Source organism: Cyanobacterium aponinum PCC 10605 (assembly GCF_000317675.1).
GTDB lineage: Bacteria > Cyanobacteriota > Cyanobacteriia > Cyanobacteriales > Cyanobacteriaceae > PCC-10605.
This window is the reverse complement of sequence record NC_019776.1, coordinates 1556894-1573958: the sequence shown is the minus strand read 5'-3', so window position 1 is coordinate 1573958 and position 17065 is coordinate 1556894. Positions and strand designations below refer to the sequence as shown.

Below are 17065 nucleotides of genomic sequence, written 5' to 3'. Positions count from 1 at the left end.
TATAATATTTTGCTTAACTCTCCGAACTCATCTCTCCCTCACCCTATGCAGTTCTCCTTTTTATAATTGTTCTTATCTCAAACTTGGGCTATACATGAAGCTATTAATTTTGATAGTCTTCAAATTTATTCTGTAAACTCTAAGCCATTATTTTTCACACAAATTAATAATTTAAAATGTAGAATGTAAAAATAGCGGAAGTAGCGGGGAAATTTTTATCAGCAAAATCCAATTCTTACCCTTACTGAAAGAATGTGACTAACTAGGCATTTTGTCCGCTTCTTCTCATTGAACAAAGACCAATTACATTATTCTCAATTCTCAGACTTATGAATCAGTCAGGTAACGAATCTAGCAGAAAAAAACACCCCCTTTTAAAGTCGTTTCTCGCCTCTTTTGCCATTGGTGGGTTTTTAACCTCTTCTATTCCTCTACAAGCTCGAGCGGAAATGGTGGATAGCCCTAAAGTAGTAGTGGATGAGGTGTGGCAAATTATTAATCATGAATTTGTCGATCGCAATTTTAATCGGATTGATTGGATTAAGAAAAGAGAAGAATTATTAGAAAAGAATTACAGTAGTAAAAAACAAGCCTATCGTGCCATTAACCAAGCCTTAAAAGAATTAGGTGATCCCTATACTCGGTTTTTGCCCCCCGAACAATTTGAAACTCTTACCAGTCAAACATCAGGGGAAGTTTCAGGGGTAGGTATTCGTATTGCTATTGATCCTCGTACTCAGGATTTATATATTATTGAAACTATTCGTCAATCTCCTGCAGAAGAAGCCGGTTTACAAAGAGGCGATCGCATCGTCAGAATAGATGGAAAACCAACCGCTTTGATGGATTTAGATCAAGCCTCAGAAGCCCTGAAAGGAGAATTAGGAACTGATGTAAACCTAGAAATAGCCAGAAGAGGAAAACCCGCCTTTAATGTAAGCGTCACCCGCGCCCAATTTGAAGTTCCTTCCGTGGATTTTGCTATGAAAAGAGAAGGAGAATTGAATATTGGTTACATCAAACTAGAAGAATTTAGTTCCCATGCCGCCGAACAAATGCAAAAAGCCATAAGAGAATTGAATCAACAAAAAGCCCAAGGTTTTGTCTTAGACTTACGGGGTAATCCGGGGGGATTATTATTTGCCAGTGTGGATATTGCCAGAATGTGGATGTCTCAAGGAGAAATCGTGGATATAGTTGACCGTCAAGGGGGACATCAAACTTTTTCTGCGGATAATTCTGCCATTACTGATTTACCCTTAGTGGTTTTAGTCGATGGTGATTCTGCTAGTGCTAGTGAAATTTTAGCGGGGGCATTAAAAGAAAATAGTCGAGCGACAATTGTGGGGACAAATACTTTTGGTAAGGGTACAGTTCAATCAGTTCATTCACTTTCTGATGGTTCAGGGTTAGCTGTGACAATTTCTCGTTATTACCCTCCTAGTGGCACAAATATCAACAAAAAAGGAATTGCACCCGATATTGTTCAAGCCTTAACCCGAGAAGAACAGTATTTATTAAGTCAAGACCCATCATTAATCGCCACTAAAGCTGATTCCCAATACTCAAAGGCGATCGCAATCTTACGTACAGTAGGCAAGTTAAATCATAACAATAACAGTTATGGCAGTATTTTAAAATAACCTCAGTTCGGTTTAAGAATATCGGATAAGGTTAGGTTTCAGGTTTCAGGTTGCAGGTTGCAGGTGTTAGGGGATGGGAGGATGGGGGGATGAGGTGATGAGGTGATGAGGTGATGAGGGGAAAGGGGAAAGTAGGGGCGAATGGCCATTCGCCCGTACAGGTATTCGTGGTTTTTCATTCTTAATTCTTAATTCTTAACTATTTAACGTCAGTTCGGGTTAAGGCAATTTTATTGTTATCTCTAAGAAGCGATAAGGTTTTCCGACTACGAAAAAATAACGCTTTCAGCTTATCCAAAACTCAGGTTAAAATAGGCAAAGGGTAAAAGGCAGGGGAAAGAGGGCAAAGTAAAAAGGGCAAGGGGCAAAGGCAATTGAGCAATAATTAATAATTAGGAATTAATAATTTAAGAATAAGTTTTTCCCTAATACCCCTATTCCCTAACTCCCCAAATTCCGAACTCCCTATATTATTATGAAAAAATATGCTAAACAGAAATATCACTTAACTCACGAGTAAGATGATCAAAAGGAGCATCCACTAAATTAACATCATCCATTCCCGCTTGAAATGCCATATCCTTAATCATTTCTTTCATGATTTGAATACCGCGCACAGTAGGGCCAACAGGTACACCTAAAGAGTTATAGGTTTCCTTTAAACCCTGTAAAACACGCTCATCTAAAATAGCGTTATCTCCTGCCACTAAAGCATAACTAGCATAGCGAAGATAATAGTCCATATCTCTTAAACAAGCCGAATAACGACGAGTAGTATAAGCATTACCTCCGGCACGGATTAATTCGGGTACTTCCTCAAATAATTGACGAGAAGCATTTTTGACGATGTCGGGAGAGTTACCGTTAATCATCGTAGCAAGTTTAATTCTGGTAGTACCAGACTGAAAATAAGATTTTAAAGAATCTAGGGCATTACGATCCAAATAGCGCCCCGTAACATCATAGTTTTTGATTAAACTGGTGACAGCATCAACTAACATTTTTTTCTCCTAAACAAGATTTTATAAATTCAAGTTAAACAGTTAGTTTTGATCTTATATCTGATTATGTGATAAAAGCCAATATGCTAAGGAATTACCTTTTTACAAATTAAGACTACTGTTAACTCATTCAAGGAAAGAGTGGCTTCCTTTTACAATAATGATTATAAACAGCGAAACCATTATCTTATTTCTTTACCTCAATTGATAAGAAAAGTATAAAATCTTTACATCTTCCTGAGAGTTTTTGAAAAATTGCAGGGAAAAAGACAAGAGGCAAGGATAAATAGTTGATAATGAATAACCCCGTTCACGACTGAAAGGATTGTACGAGCACAGCAAACACTCCTCTCCCCAAGCCCTTACTTCCCCTTCTAATTATTCTACTTAGACCTTGAGATATGCTAAGATTACTTAGTTGAAACTCTGAAATAATTATCGGAAAAATTCAATATCAATGACTAAATTAAAACGCCCTAGCTACCCTCGCTTAGAAATACATCTCCTTAGAGAAGGAATTGTCGAATCAATACATCAAGCTGAGGTTGTGGTTGCTGATGATCGAGGAAGAGTTCTTGCAGTTGCCGGGGATGCGGAAACATTCTCTTTTATGCGTTCGGCAATGAAACCTTTTCAAGCTCTTGCTGTTACTAGTACAGGAGTTATTGAGCGTTTTGATTTAGATGATCAGGATTTAGCTATTATTTGTAGTTCTCATCAGGGTACTATTGAACAAGCTAGGCAGGTTTTTAATATACTTTGGCGTGCGGATATTGAGCCTAGTTTTTTGAAATGTCCCATTCCTGCGGGAAAAAATAGTGCTTTACAACATAATTGCTCAGGAAAACACGCTGGAATGTTAGCTACTTGTAAACAGAGAAATTGGAATTTAGATACCTACTACTATAAGTCTAATCCGATTCAAGAGTTAATATTACATAAAATTGCTGAATTATTGTCTATTCCAGCCGATGAGATTATGAGTGCGAGAGATGATTGTGGTGTGCCTACCTATGCTCTGGAATTGTCGCAAATGGCAACTCTTTACGCTAAGTTAGCTAGTGGTAATAGTATTGATTTAGAACGAATTGTCAGAGCAATGACCAATCACCCCACCATGGTAGCAGGAGAGGGTGCTTTTGACACTGAATTAATGAATTTAACCGATGGCAGATTGGTTAGTAAGTCAGGGGCCGAAGGTATTCAATGTGTGGGAAATATTGGACAGAATATGGGATTAGCAATTAAGGTTTTGGATGGTGCAAAAAGGGCAAAATATGCCACTGCAATTCATGTTTTAAAACAAATGGGGTGGATAACTCCTGCGGTGGCAGAAAATTTAGGAGAAATGTTCTTAAGAATTGATGATTATAGAAGGTTGGAAGTGGCAGGGGAATTAACTTTATTGTAAGAATATTGAATAATTAAGGCTCTTCAGAGTGTGGTTATGATAAATTAATAAAAAATAACTCCTATAACCTTTATTGAATAGTGTTTATAGTAAAATAAAAACTAAAATTTTATAAATTATTATTTAATAATCGCTTCTTGCCTTTTGCCTCTTGCCTGTTGCCTACCCTAACCAATAATTTACATACTCAAAGTAATAGAGTCATAATTAATAATGATGGGGTAAATAGTTGATAGTAAATAATTTGATAATAAATAATATCTAAACTTCTAACTCCGAACTCTGATTTCTCAATCCTCCTAATCTTCGACACCTGAAAGCTAAAACTGTCATGCAAATATACCTTGATTCTTGTGCCACTACTGCACCTCATCCAGAGGTTGTTAAATTGGTGCAGGAAATAATGAAAGATAATTGGGGTAACCCCTCTAGTTTACACTTTTGGGGGGAAAGGTCAGCGATGGTTTTAGAAAAGGCTCGTTTTTCCGTGGCTTCTTTGCTTAATGCTGATTCTGGAGATAATATTATTTTTACTTCTGGTGGCACGGAGGCTGATAATTTAGCTATTTTTGGCACGGTTTATAATTACTCCCAACCACAACACATAATTATTTCTAGCGTAGAACATTCTGCGATCGCATCTCCTGTTACTATGTTGGAAAAGCAGGGATGGCAGGTAACAAGATTACCAGTGAATCGAGAAGGCAGAGTCAATCCAGATGATTTAAGGAAAAGTTTACGGGATAATACTGTTTTAGTGTCTATTATTTATGGACAAAGTGAAGTCGGCACGATTCAGCCCATTACGGAGTTAGCTGATATAACAAAAACCCACAGTAAGGCTTTATTTCATACTGATGCAGTGCAGATAATGGGGCGCTATGAAGTGGATGTATCTGCTTTAAAAATTGATTTATTGTCTCTTTCTGGACATAAATTTTATGGTATGCAGGGAGCAGGAGCATTATATATTAGAGAGGGTATTGAGTTGCAACCTCTCATAGGCGGTGGAGGACAAGAATTAGGGCTACGTTCAGGTACACAAGCACTATGTGCGATCGCCGCTTTAGGGTTAGCATCCCAATTAGCACAAAAAGATTTAGAAAGTGAGAGTTTAAGGTTAAGGGAATTAAGAGACTATTTCATTGACTTAGTAGAGCAAGAATGCCCTTATTTACAACTAACGGGAGATAGATATTATCGTTTGCCCCATCATGCCAGTTTTATCATTAACCATCCTCATCGAGAAATTACAGGGCGAAAAATGGTGAGGGATTTAAACCTAGCTGGTATAGGTATCAGTGCGGGTTCTGCTTGTAGTAGTGGTAAATCTTTACCATCCCCCACTCTTTTAGCAATGGGATACTCAGAAACTGAAGCCCTCCGAGGAATTAGAATAAGTTGCGATCGCACTACCACTAAAGAAGATTTAGAATGGGTAGTAATGGTAATCAATCAATTAATGAGTCGTTAGGGAAGATGAGTTAGGGGCGAATGGCCATTCGCCCCTACTTCCCCCTTTCCCCTCATCACCTCATCCCCCCATCCTCCCATCCCCTAACACCCGCAACCTGACACCTGACACCTAACCTTATTGGATATTCTAAAACTGAACTGAGGTTATTTATCTTTGCCCCTTGCTCTTTTGCTTACTAAAATCTTTTTTCAGCAACCTCTACTTATAGAAATTTACCAATTCAGTTAATTTATCCCATGGCTTTCCACTGGCAATTATATCGAGACATTTTTCAATTCCCTGAAGATGTTTTCCAAATGGAATTAATCCTGCCACTTGCAACGCTAAAGAAGCATTTAAAGCCACGACTTCAGTCTGTGCTTTTGTCCCTTTTCCTTGTAATACAGAGCTTAAAATAGTCGCATTCTCTTCCACGTTACCCCCTTTCAAAGCCGCTAAAGACTCATGGTGCAAATTTAACTCTTGGGGATTAATCGTTGTTGTGGTAATTTCACCTTCATTGAGCAATGCTATATCGGTAATGTCTCCTAAACCTGCCTCATCTAATTTTTCTCTACCGTGTAAAACAACACCTCTATTTATCGATAGTAATTTTAAGGCTTCAGCCACAGGATTGATAAATTGAGAATCATAAACTCCGATAACTTGCCCTGTGGGGTATAAAGGATTAACCAAAGGACCTAATAAATTAAATATCGTCCTAATTTTTAACTCTTTTCGTATCGGTGCAACGGATTTCATAGCAGGATGCCATCCGGGGGCAAATAGAAAAGTTATTCCAACTTCTGAGAGGGCTTCTTTTGCTATTTTGTCACTAACATTCAGTTTAATTCCTAAATATTCTAATACATCCGCAGATCCCACTTTACTGGAAGCAGAGCGATTACCATGTTTTGCTACCTTAACTCCTGCCGCAGATGCAACGAAAGCAACAGCCGTGGAAATATTAAAAGTAGATGCACCATCTCCCCCTGTGCCACAAGTATCAATCACAGCCTCTGAATAATCAATTTTCTCTGATTGTAGGGATTGATTTTGTAAAATTCTTGCCATACCTGCTAATTCTTCTGCACAGACACCTTTTGCTTGAATAGCGGTTAAAATCGCCCCAGAAAGGGCAGGAGAGATTTCTTCTTTGAGCCATCCCGTCATTAACTCTCCTGCCTGAGTTTCGGTGAGGGATTGTTTTTCTAATAGTTGTTTGAGTAAATCAGACCAATCTTTATCCATTAATCCTTTAATCTTTAATATAATGCTTATTATCGCTATAATCCTATCAGAGAATAACCTAGGAAGTAGATAAATCATCAGAAAGCAGTAGGCAACAGGCAACGGCTAAGAGTCAACAAGTAAGGTTTTGAATCTTTTTTAAGAATTAAATCAAAATTGTTAATTGATCATAATCTCATCAATAATTGCATTTTTCTTGAGTAGTTCGGCAAAATAATTTTAAGGAATTCGGGGAAAAGCAGAAAATTTTAAGTATTCCCTTAGATAAATGGATTTTAATTTCAATGTTACAAGAGTTCTAAAAAATAGTTAAGAAGATGAATTATATATAAAGTATTATTTTTCACAACCAATTATCTACAAGTATTATCACAGTTATATATATAAAGTTTTATTGCATTATTTCCCGAAAAATTGTAATCTATAATACCATAATCTGAATAGCAAAATATCATTATAATATATTTAAGGAATAAAATAACTATGGCTAGAAGAAAAACTAAAGCAACAACAGGTTTAAGTAATCCTAAATCTAAAGTAAATTTGACTATAACTCCTGAAGCTAAAAGTGCTTTAGATGTTATCACCAAAGAAATGGGGTTAACCAGATCTGCTTTATTTGAGGGACTTTTAAACGGTTCTATTTCTCTTTCTAGCCAAAACTCAGAAAAGAATATTGATATTAGTTTTAATGAAGATAAATCTGATGGGGAAACTATTTCCCAAATCAATATTTTAGAAGGAGAAAACGTTGATAATCAAGAAGAAAAAATGGACTCTATCTCTGAAGATTTAGAGGATTATAAACATAAAATTAGTGTGTTAGAAAAAGAGATTAAAGCACAAGAAGAAAAAAATAATTCTCTTGAACAGGAGTTAGTTAAAAAATCTTCTGAAATTCAAAGTTTAGGAGAACAAGTCAAAAATTTGAGTACAGTAGAAAAAGCAGAAAATAATCACAATTTTGAAGCAAAAGTTACTGAGTTAAAGAAAATTATAGATGAGAAAAACAGTGCGATCGCATCTTTAGAGGAAAAAATCAGTCACTTAGAACAGGAAGTTAAGCAGTCAAAAGAATCTGATGATTTATCTGTACAACAAGACCTTGTTGAGCAACTAAAATCTCAAATAGAATCTAAAAATAGACAAATCCATGATTTAGAACAGGCAAAAAATAACGCTATTTCTTCTACTAGAAACAGTTATGATCGTGGCATTCAAAATCACCTTACCCTAACTAACGAAAAACAAAAAACTATAATTGAACACTTAGAAAAAAGAATTGCTGAATTAGAAAGTTTTGCATCCATTGGAGAACAATTCCTCAATAAATGGCGTTCAAAAGTATATTAATGAAATGATATGAGTTCAGAGTTCGGAAAGAGGTGGCAGGTGGTAGGGGTTGAATATGTTCAACCCTTATGGTATTTAGGGGATGAGGGGAGAGGGAGAAACAAGTAATGAGTTAGGAGTTAGTTAGGGGCGAATGGCCATTCGCCCGTACAGGAGTTAGGAGTTTTTAATTCTTAATTGTCAACTATTTACCTTTGCCCTCCCCCCTCGAGAGGGGGGATAAAGGGGGGTTTGCCTCTTGCCTCTTGCCTCTTACCTAACCTTAACCGACAATTTTATATCGAACTGAAGATAAGAATAATTTTTTGATCCATAGACGATCAAGCTATGTCACAATGAAGACGATATAAATAAATTGAACAATAACTAGCATGGATAGTTTGAAATTATACGAGTACGCATGGTTAGTACCCGTTTTACCCCTACTCTCTGCAATGGTAGTGGGTCTGGGATTAATTTCTTTTAACCAGTTTACTAATAAATTACGACAAGTTAACTCTATTTTTATAATCTCTACTACTGGAGTTTCTCTAGCTTTATCCATCGGACTTTTTTGGAGTCAGTGGCAAGGTCATGAAGCCTTTACTAAAATGTTTGAATGGGCATCGGCAGGAGATTTCACCCTCAGTATGGGTTATACCATTGACCACCTCAGCAGTTTGATGATGGTAATTGTCTGTACTGTTGCCCTTCTGGTCATGATCTATACTGATGGTTATATGGCTCATGATGCTGGTTATGTGCGTTTTTATGCCTATCTGAGCATCTTTGCTTCTTCCATGTTGGGCTTAGTTATTAGTCCTAATTTAGTACAAGTCTATATTTTCTGGGAATTGGTGGGGATGGCTTCTTATCTCCTCATCGGTTTTTGGTACGATCGCAAAGCGGCGGCAGATGCCTGTCAAAAGGCTTTTGTTACCAACCGTGTCGGTGATTTTGGCTTACTCCTCGGTATGCTTGGTTTATATTGGGCAACTGGTAGCTTTGATTTTGGCGTAATGGGCGATCGCCTCCAAGAATTAGTGATTTCAGGTAATATCGGCAGTTGGTTAGCGATTTTATTCGGTATTCTCGTCTTTTTAGGACCTGTGGCTAAATCTGCACAATTTCCTCTCCATGTGTGGCTTCCTGATGCGATGGAAGGTCCTACCCCCATTTCTGCGTTAATTCATGCGGCGACAATGGTTGCGGCTGGTGTATTTTTAATCGCTAGAATGTACCCTGTATTTGAGCCGATTCCTGAAGTGATGACGGTGATTGCTTGGACAGGTTGCTTTACTGCTTTCTTGGGTGCAACTATTGCCTTAACTCAAAATGACATCAAAAAAGGTTTAGCTTATTCCACCATCTCCCAGTTAGGTTATATGGTGATGGCTATGGGCATTGGTGGTTACAGTGCCGGTTTATTTCACCTGATGACTCACGCTTATTTTAAAGCGATGCTATTCTTATGCTCTGGTTCAGTTATTCATGGCATGGAAGAAGTAGTTGGCCATGAACCAGTTTTGGCTCAAGATATGCGTTTGATGGGAAATTTGCGTAAATATATGCCCATTACTTCCACTTGTTTTTTAATTGGTACTTTGGCGATTTGTGGTATTCCTCCTTTTGCAGGATTTTGGTCTAAAGACGAGATTCTTGGTTTAGCTTTTGAAGCCAATCCCGCTCTCTGGTTGGTGGGTTGGTTAACGGCTGGTATGACCGCATTTTATATGTTCAGAATGTACTTTATGACCTTTGAAGGAGACTTTAGGGGTAAAAATGAAAAAATTAAAGCTGATTTACTTCAAGCGGCAGGAATGAGCGTTTCTGAAGGTGGTCATCACGGAGAAAAACCCCATGAATCCCCTGCAACTATGACTTTTGCTTTAGTCATGTTAGCAATTCCTTCTGTGTTTATTGGTTTGATTGGTTTTCCTTGGAATAACCGTTTTGAAGCCTTTATTTTCTCTCCCAATGAAGTGGAAGAAGTTGCTCATCATTTTGACTTAACCGAGTTTTTAATCATGGGTGGTAATTCTGTCGGTATCGCTTTAATCGGTATCACCATCGCTTCTTTAATGTATCTTCAAGGTAAAATTGACCCAAGTGCGATCGCATCTAAGTTTCCTAGTTTGTATAACTTATCCTTGAATAAATGGTACTTTGACGATATTTACGACAAAATCTTTGTCAAAGGCAGTCGTCGTATTGCCCGTGCCATTATGGAGGTGGACTATAAAGTCGTTGATGGTGCAGTTAACTTAACAGGATTAGTAACCATCATTAGCGGTGAAGGCTTAAAATATTTAGAAAATGGTAGAGTACAATTCTACGCTCTCATTGTTTTTGGGGCTGTTTTAGGTTTTGTGGTTGCCTTTAGTGTAGTTGGTTAACCTCTTGAAACTAAGTAATAAGTAATAAGTAATAAGTAACAAATCGAACTGAAATAGTGCTATGGTGAAAAAAATTATTGCCATTACAGGATTAGCCCTGATTAATTTGAGTGTAGCTTTCAGTGCTTCTGCTCGAAACATTGTAATTAAGTTTCCCTCTGGTAGTTATTGTGGATTTTATTCTGGAGAGATTGGCTTAAATGATACTTTTAGTCTTAATTTGGGGAAAAATCAAACTTTAGTTATAACTAATCCTTACGGGCAGGAATATTCAGTTATCGCCCCTAATGGCAGAGTTTTACCGGTGGGAAATTATGTTTATCAAGACGTAAAGGAATACTATACAGGCAATCAAGCAGGAGTTTTTAAAATTAGAGTGGATCATCTCTACGATACTCCTAGTATTGAATTGCAAATTTGCGCTTATTAAATTTATCAATCATTTGATTTTAGGGGAATATATTATGATTCAAGTCTCAACTGAAAGCAGAATAGAACTATAATAAGTTCCTAAACATTGTTACTGCGAACCGATGAATATAGTTCCCCGTTTAATACCTTTTTATCAACCTGATATTAATACATGGTCATTGGAAGCAAGATTGTTACGCTGGTTGACATTTCTCTGGATTGCTCTTGGTTTAATTATTCTTTTTTCTGCTTCCTATGCAGTGGGGATTGAGGATAGTGGAAATGGTTGGTATTATTTTCAACGACAATTTTTTTGGGCTGTTATTGGTTTAATTCTTTTTAAGATAATTATTCAGATACCAATTAGTTATATTTTAAAGTGGTCAGGATGGGGATATGTTGCTTGTTTATTTATGATTTTTCTGACGGTTATCGGTTTGGGACAAAATATTAATGGGGCACAGAGATGGTTAAGTTTAGGTCCTATTCAAATTCAACCTTCAGAATTGCTTAAACCTTTTTTGATTTTACAGGGGGCAATAGTTTTTGGTGGTTGGAAAAAGTTAAATTGGACGGTTAAGGGTACATGGTTGGGAATTTTCGCTTTTACTTTAGCCTGTATTTTGAAGCAACCTAATTTGAGTACAACGGCTTTGTGTGGTATGACGTTATGGTTAATGGCTTTGGCTGGTGGTGTGCCTTATCTTCAGTTAATGGTAACGGCGATGGGGGGAGTGTTGGTGGCGGGTTTAAGTGTGATGGTAAATCCTTATCAGTTAAGACGTATTACTTCTTTTGTTGATCCTTGGGCAGATGCTAGGGGGGATGGTTATCAGTTAGTGCAAAGTCTGTTGGCGATTGGTTCGGGGGGAGAGTATGGAGTTGGTTTTGGGATGTCTCAACAAAAATTGTTTTATTTACCTTTCCAATATACGGATTTTATTTTTGCAGTGTTTGCGGAAGAGTTTGGATTTATTGGTTGTCTATTGTTAATTTTGCTATTAGTTAGTTTTACGACTATTTCTTTTTTGGTGGCTATTCGCTGTCATCATCCGACTAAGCGTTTAATTGCTGTGGGGGTAATGATTATTTTAATTGGTCAGTCTTTAATTAATATAGGTGTTAATATAGGTGCGTTACCAACTACTGGTTTGCCTTTTCCTTTTTTAAGTTATGGTGGTAGTTCAGTGTTAAGTAGTTTAATGTTGGTTGCTTTGTTAATTCGAGTTGCTATTGAAACTAATATTACTGAAAAGACTTCTGTTTAGTTGGTGAGTATTTTAAAGGGATGATGGTACAACCTATGGAGGATTATAATTTCTTAAATAATCGCAATCAAGCCATTGAAAATTATATTCAACGGGTGACGGAATTGACTCAGTTAAAACAAACTATTCCTACTAATGAGGAGTTGCTGAAAATTGCTTCAGAATTAGGTATTAGTGATGGGGAAATTGCTATTGCTCAAAAACAGTCTCAAGCTCATTTTTTACGGGCTCAGGGTTATTATTCTCTCAATCATTGGGAAGATGCGATCGCAGAATTGGAGGAAGCCTTGGCTTTTAATCCATCTCATTTACCGATGTTACATTTATTAATTAACGCTTATATTGGTAGATGGAAAGATAAGCATAACCGTCAGGATGAAATACAAGCAAGACTAAGAATTAAGCAATGTTTAGAAATTCAACCAGATGATCAAGAATCTCTCAAATTATTAGCTAAATTAGATCAATCTATTCGTAACTATCAATATCGATTTTGGAGTTTAGGGGCGATTACCGTCTTATTTTGTGGTTCGATAATTGGATTTTTTATTTCTGATAATTTATCCTTAAATTTATTTAATAAAAATGATCAAATTTTGCAAAATTTACAACAGGAACTCAATTTAGAAATAGATACTTTAAGAAAAGAACAAACTTTGTTATATAATGAGTCTTTAGAACAATTAAGAAATCAACAAAGAATCAATAATGATCTAGAAAACAGAATCATAGAATTACAAAATCAAATTAAAAATTTAGAGCAGAAAAACCAAGAATTACTCAATAAAATTAATCAAAATCAATCATCAGAAAATCCATTTAACCAAATACCTGAATCAGAAATTAATGAATAGAAAAGGATTAGCTTTACACACTACAACGGGAGAATTAGGAGTTGCTTTTGTTGATAATCAAGGAAAATATTATTGTCAGTCGTGGGATTTAGGTAGAGATTTAGCCAATCAATTACAGGTAAAATTGCAGGAATTTATCGCTCCTTTATGTTTATGGTCAGATTTGGATTTTCTGGTAGTTGCGATCGGACCTGGAAGTTATACTAGCACACGAATAGGAGTAGTAACTGCTAAAACTCTAGCACAACAATTAAATATTCCTGTTTATGGTATCTCCACTTTAGAAACTTTGGCATGGAATCAGGCAATAAATAAGCCAGAAAATTCTCTTTTAGCAATAGAAATGAGAGCTAATAATGAAGATGTTTATGGTGGAATTTATCAAAAAAAAAGTAATGATTTATTAATAAAAATACTTGCTGATGAGCAGTTAAAAAAACAGAAATGGATGGAAATAGTTAGTAAGTATCAAGTTAAATTTGAAGAAAAAATAGAGGTGATATTTGCTCCTGATAAGTTGGGATTTACTGCTAAAAATTTATTAGAAATAGCTGAAATTAAAATTAATTGTGAAGGGATAATAAATATTGATAGTTGGCAGACTTTACAGCCGTTTTATAACTAACTTAGGGGCTTGGGGTGTTTGGAAGCAGGGTTTTTTCATTCTCAAAAATGTCAATTTTTGAAACTAACAAATAGTAACAGATACAGGAGTTTTTAAGTATTAATTAATCAATTATTAAGAAAAAACGCTCCCCTCTACTGTGGGAGAGGGGTTGGGGGTGAGGGCAAGATAATTTTGCCCTGACTTTGAAAAAAACCTGGTTTGGGAGATGGGGGGATGAGGGGAGAGGGAGATAAGGGTGTCAGGTTTCAGGTTTCAGGTTTCAGGTTTTAGAAGAAAGTAATGAGTAACGAGTAATTATCAACTATTCACTATTCACTATTCACTATTACTATTCCTTCTGAAATTTATCCATAACTCAGATTAAGAATTAAAATTCCAAAATTTCAGTTAATGCTATACTGATAACTTAAGCAACTAATTTGTTGTTTTATTCGACCTAATTAAACTATATATCATTAATTTCAGCATTTCTTCAGGAAGACTATGAATACTTCCCTCCAATCATCTAGTAAAGAAGCAATCTTACAATATTTGCTGAAAGAAAATCAGGCTTCAGCACAAAATATAGCAGAAGCTATGAATATTAGTACCCAAGCAACTCGCAGACACTTAAAAGATTTGCTAGAACAGGGTTTAATTGAATATGATTTAATTCGAGTGAAAACGGGCAGACCTCAATATTTGTATTCTCTGTCACGTCAAGGGCGCGATCGCTTCCCTCAGAATTATGGAGAATTTGCCGTTTCTTTTTTGGATACTCTCACCGAAACAGTAGGAGAAAATGAAGTTAGTAGGGTATTACAAAAACAATGGGAGAAAAAAGCTGATAACTATCGTAAATTCATGACGGGTAAATCCTTACAAGAAAAGGTAACTCGGTTAGTAGAAATGAGAAAGGAAGAAGGCTACATGGCGGAATTATTTATAATCGAAGAAAATCCCCCTCAATTTTTTATTTCTGAGCATAATTGTGCTATTTCTGATGTAGCTGAATCTTATCCTCAAGTTTGTAGTCACGAGTTAGAAATGTTTAGTTCTCTGTTTCCTGAGTGTTTAGTAGAGCGCACAAACTGGATTCATCAGGGTGAACATCGTTGCGGTTATTTAATCAAGATTTGCTGAATACATTCATTCACTTTACTTATTACTCTAATCTAACCGGAAATTTTAGAATCGATCAGCCTTATAAAAATCAAACTGATGATAACACTGAACCTTGGGCAACTAATTGAAGACTCTCACCATAAAATCAATAGATTGTAATGGGAGATTCTGAACTGCAATCACTTGCAATTCCCTCCTCTCTCACGAGGAACAGCTAGGCTGACTGGTATTTACCTTACTGGGTCATACATCCATCTAGGAAACCTAGACACCATGCCAATTCATGGTTAGCCGTGACTTTCGAGGGGACTCCCCGTAGGTGGACGTTAACTCCACATCATTGATTATATCATAACGTTGGCGTTGTAAGGGTCAACGGCCGTTGACCCCTGCAGGTCACCATTAACAACATTGTTTGTCGTCACCTACGGTAACTCTACTCAAACTCGTTGTTTAATGGGAGTCTTACTTCAACAAGATAAAGGGCATTGTTTACTTTACCATAGGCGGCGGCGTGGGGGCGATCGCAATCATCACCATAACCATAGGTAATCAATCGATTTCGATTTAAACAGAGTTTGGTAAACTGGGGTGCGAGTAAATTAAATAACTCAAATCTTGACTTCAATTCGGGAAAACGGCTTTGATAATTTAAAATTGCCTGTCGAACTTGACTCCAAAACTTCCATTCAGAATAGTTGGCATAGGTTTCTAATAAATCAGAAAGATAACGGTGATGACAAATAAATAAACCTGCAAAAATAAATTGACATAATCCTTCTGGGGGTTCAGTTAATAGAATTTTGCGTAAATCATCGGTTAAGTTTTCGAGTTCGGGCAAGGGATATTCACTAACATTCACATCATCGACAAAATCTTTCATGGCTAGACGGTGAGGAGTATGGTTTTTCAATACTAAAATTGTATTTTCTCCATGGGGTGAAAACACCACTCCATAACGATAGAGGTAATGTAAAAGCGGCGGTAAAACAGTATTAAACAGGCGATCTAACCATTGCTCTAAGGTTAAACCTGATTTTTCCACTAACTGAAGGATATAGGGAGAATTTTGATAGTCACAATGTAAGAGAGATGCGAGGGTGATGGCTTGTTCATCGTCTTCGAGATAGCTTAAAACACTTTCCCGCCATAGGCAACCTAACATTTCCTTGTATTGATAGGGTGCGCCAGAGAGATTTTGATAATAGGGGTGATTGTAGTTTAAACTCGCAATTTCTCCGGGTAAAATGAGGCGACATTCTTGACTTAAAAATGAATCTCCATCACAGATAGATTTTACCCACTCAGTTACTTTTGGGGCGACTTGGGTTCGCTCGTTGGGTAAGCCACGGTAAACTAAGGTGTTCAAAATACTTAGGGGGAGTTTTACGTGATGTTTTTGGCGATGGCTAATATTGACAAAGGTACGAATGGATTGTTGTGGGAGATATTGATCTTGACTTTTGCCCAAATATATGATTGATTTAAGGGCGATCGCCTCTGCAAATAAAGGAATCACAATATTTTTCCATTGCCAATCATGGACAGGAAGAAAATAATAATCTTCTGGGTTTAGTTGTTCATTGAGCAAAATTTGCTTAAATGTTTGGGTTGTTTCGGGTTCTAATTCTTCTGTGATTAGCCGTTGATAATCTAATGATGGAATGGCATTAAAAGCACTGTCTTTGCGTGCGATCGCAATCCATGTCATACAAATTGGCTCTTTACTCTCTGGGGCATGGAGAAGATAATCATCATAGCCGAATCCGATACGCCCTTTATTAAAAGTAATCCAAGGATGTCCTTCCATTTCCCCTTCAAGGTGAGCATAGTCCAAAGCTAATAAATCCACTTTTTCTGCCATTTTATTCCGTTGAATGTGAGCATCTGCCACCAGAGTATTACTCAATTCTTTAATTAGATGGGCGGTGGTTTCTGCCGTCATGCCCACGGTTTCATGAATGTCAATGGCAAACTGAAACGGACTTGTAGCGGTTTTCCACTCACCGTTTTCTCGACGATAAATAGATTCTGGCAAAACACGGTAACTATCAAAAAGACGTTTTTTTGCTTGAAATTTGTAACCAATACCTTCTGGTAAGTTTAGTTGATAGGAAATCAAAGAATCTCGTTGCTCAACGATTTCAGGGGAAATAATCTCCTCATAGAGAAATTCCGATAGCATTTTCGCTAATAATTTTTGACTGACATTTTGCCAAATAACAGGGTTAAAAGCAGAGTTGAGAGTATTAAATTGCATGGTTTTTTCTCCTAATATTTGCAAGTAATTAAATTCAAAAAAAGATATGG

At 36.7% G+C, this 17065-nt stretch carries 13 protein-coding genes; 10 read left to right on the top strand and 3 right to left on the bottom strand.

Annotated features, from left to right (window positions below):
* Nucleotides 1–329: 329 nt before the first annotated feature.
* Entirely contained in the window at nt 330–1643 is a 1314-nt protein-coding gene (ctpB, locus tag CYAN10605_RS06545; RefSeq protein WP_015219152.1) for a carboxyl-terminal processing protease CtpB, read from the top strand.
* A gap of 488 nt (nt 1644–2131) precedes the next feature.
* Here the strand turns inward: ctpB and apcB are convergent, their stop codons facing one another.
* Entirely contained in the window at nt 2132–2644 is a 513-nt protein-coding gene (gene apcB / locus CYAN10605_RS06540) for an allophycocyanin subunit beta (protein ID WP_015219151.1), read from the bottom strand.
* A gap of 457 nt (nt 2645–3101) precedes the next feature.
* Between apcB and CYAN10605_RS06535 the strand changes: the two genes are divergently transcribed.
* Nucleotides 3102–4055: an asparaginase gene (locus CYAN10605_RS06535; RefSeq protein WP_015219150.1), complete on the top strand. Its 954-nt coding sequence runs from the start codon at nt 3102–3104 to the stop codon at nt 4053–4055.
* A 331-nt stretch (nt 4056–4386) separates the two neighbouring features.
* Complete coding sequence (locus tag CYAN10605_RS06530; RefSeq protein ID WP_015219149.1) at nt 4387–5529, top strand: cysteine desulfurase family protein; 1143 nt, start codon at nt 4387–4389, stop codon at nt 5527–5529.
* A gap of 201 nt (nt 5530–5730) precedes the next feature.
* On the opposite strand, the gene trpD is transcribed toward CYAN10605_RS06530, so the two are convergent.
* Nucleotides 5731–6762: an anthranilate phosphoribosyltransferase gene (gene trpD / locus CYAN10605_RS06525; protein WP_015219148.1), complete on the bottom strand. Its 1032-nt coding sequence runs from the start codon at nt 6760–6762 to the stop codon at nt 5731–5733.
* A gap of 483 nt (nt 6763–7245) precedes the next feature.
* Between trpD and CYAN10605_RS06520 the strand changes: the two genes are divergently transcribed.
* The 7 genes from CYAN10605_RS06520 to sufR all read left to right on the top strand — a co-directional run bounded on the left by CYAN10605_RS06520 (nt 7246) and on the right by sufR (nt 14773).
* Nucleotides 7246–8115, top strand: a complete 870-nt coding sequence (locus CYAN10605_RS06520; RefSeq protein ID WP_015219147.1) for a hypothetical protein — start codon at nt 7246–7248, stop codon at nt 8113–8115.
* A gap of 371 nt (nt 8116–8486) precedes the next feature.
* Entirely contained in the window at nt 8487–10490 is a 2004-nt protein-coding gene (locus CYAN10605_RS06515) for an NAD(P)H-quinone oxidoreductase subunit 5 (RefSeq protein ID WP_015219146.1), read from the top strand.
* 61 nt (nt 10491–10551) lie between these two features.
* Complete coding sequence (locus CYAN10605_RS06510; RefSeq protein ID WP_015219145.1) at nt 10552–10920, top strand: hypothetical protein; 369 nt, start codon at nt 10552–10554, stop codon at nt 10918–10920.
* Between the two features lie 103 nt (nt 10921–11023).
* Nucleotides 11024–12169: an FtsW/RodA/SpoVE family cell cycle protein gene (locus tag CYAN10605_RS06505; RefSeq protein ID WP_015219144.1), complete on the top strand. Its 1146-nt coding sequence runs from the start codon at nt 11024–11026 to the stop codon at nt 12167–12169.
* A gap of 20 nt (nt 12170–12189) precedes the next feature.
* Nucleotides 12190–13023, top strand: coding sequence for a tetratricopeptide repeat protein (locus CYAN10605_RS06500; RefSeq protein ID WP_015219143.1), 834 nt, complete (start codon nt 12190–12192; stop codon nt 13021–13023).
* A complete protein-coding gene (gene tsaB, locus CYAN10605_RS06495) occupies nt 13016–13648 on the top strand; it encodes a tRNA (adenosine(37)-N6)-threonylcarbamoyltransferase complex dimerization subunit type 1 TsaB (protein WP_015219142.1) in 633 nt (210 codons plus the stop codon). The genes CYAN10605_RS06500 and tsaB overlap by 8 nt, the downstream gene beginning before the upstream one ends.
* A 486-nt stretch (nt 13649–14134) precedes the next feature.
* Nucleotides 14135–14773 carry an iron-sulfur cluster biosynthesis transcriptional regulator SufR gene (sufR, locus tag CYAN10605_RS06490; protein WP_015219141.1) on the top strand — a complete coding sequence of 213 codons (639 nt, stop codon included), beginning with the start codon at nt 14135–14137 and terminating at the stop codon, nt 14771–14773.
* Between the two features lie 418 nt (nt 14774–15191).
* Here the strand turns inward: sufR and CYAN10605_RS06485 are convergent, their stop codons facing one another.
* The gene (locus tag CYAN10605_RS06485; protein WP_015219140.1) at nt 15192–17015 is read right to left on the bottom strand and encodes an IucA/IucC family protein; all 1824 of its coding nucleotides are present in this window, start codon (nt 17013–17015) and stop codon (nt 15192–15194) included.
* Between the last annotated feature and the right edge of the window lie 50 nt (nt 17016–17065).

Bases quoted from the DNA above. Each gene is read 5' to 3' on its own strand.
- tsaB (WP_015219142.1), top strand. From the start codon at position 13,016: ATGAATAGAAAAGGATTAGCTTTACACACTACAACGGGAGAATTAGGA.
- ctpB (WP_015219152.1), top strand. From the start codon at position 330: ATGAATCAGTCAGGTAACGAATCTAGCAGAAAAAAACACCCCCTTTTA.
- CYAN10605_RS06515 (WP_015219146.1), top strand. From the start codon at position 8,487: ATGGATAGTTTGAAATTATACGAGTACGCATGGTTAGTACCCGTTTTA.
- CYAN10605_RS06510 (WP_015219145.1), top strand. From the start codon at position 10,552: ATGGTGAAAAAAATTATTGCCATTACAGGATTAGCCCTGATTAATTTG.
- CYAN10605_RS06520 (WP_015219147.1), top strand. From the start codon at position 7,246: ATGGCTAGAAGAAAAACTAAAGCAACAACAGGTTTAAGTAATCCTAAA.
- trpD (WP_015219148.1), bottom strand. From the start codon at position 6,762: ATGGATAAAGATTGGTCTGATTTACTCAAACAACTATTAGAAAAACAA.
- CYAN10605_RS06500 (WP_015219143.1), top strand. From the start codon at position 12,190: ATGATGGTACAACCTATGGAGGATTATAATTTCTTAAATAATCGCAAT.
- CYAN10605_RS06505 (WP_015219144.1), top strand. From the start codon at position 11,024: ATGAATATAGTTCCCCGTTTAATACCTTTTTATCAACCTGATATTAAT.
- sufR (WP_015219141.1), top strand. From the start codon at position 14,135: ATGAATACTTCCCTCCAATCATCTAGTAAAGAAGCAATCTTACAATAT.
- CYAN10605_RS06535 (WP_015219150.1), top strand. From the start codon at position 3,102: ATGACTAAATTAAAACGCCCTAGCTACCCTCGCTTAGAAATACATCTC.
- apcB (WP_015219151.1), bottom strand. From the start codon at position 2,644: ATGTTAGTTGATGCTGTCACCAGTTTAATCAAAAACTATGATGTTACG.
- CYAN10605_RS06530 (WP_015219149.1), top strand. From the start codon at position 4,387: ATGCAAATATACCTTGATTCTTGTGCCACTACTGCACCTCATCCAGAG.
- CYAN10605_RS06485 (WP_015219140.1), bottom strand. From the start codon at position 17,015: ATGCAATTTAATACTCTCAACTCTGCTTTTAACCCTGTTATTTGGCAA.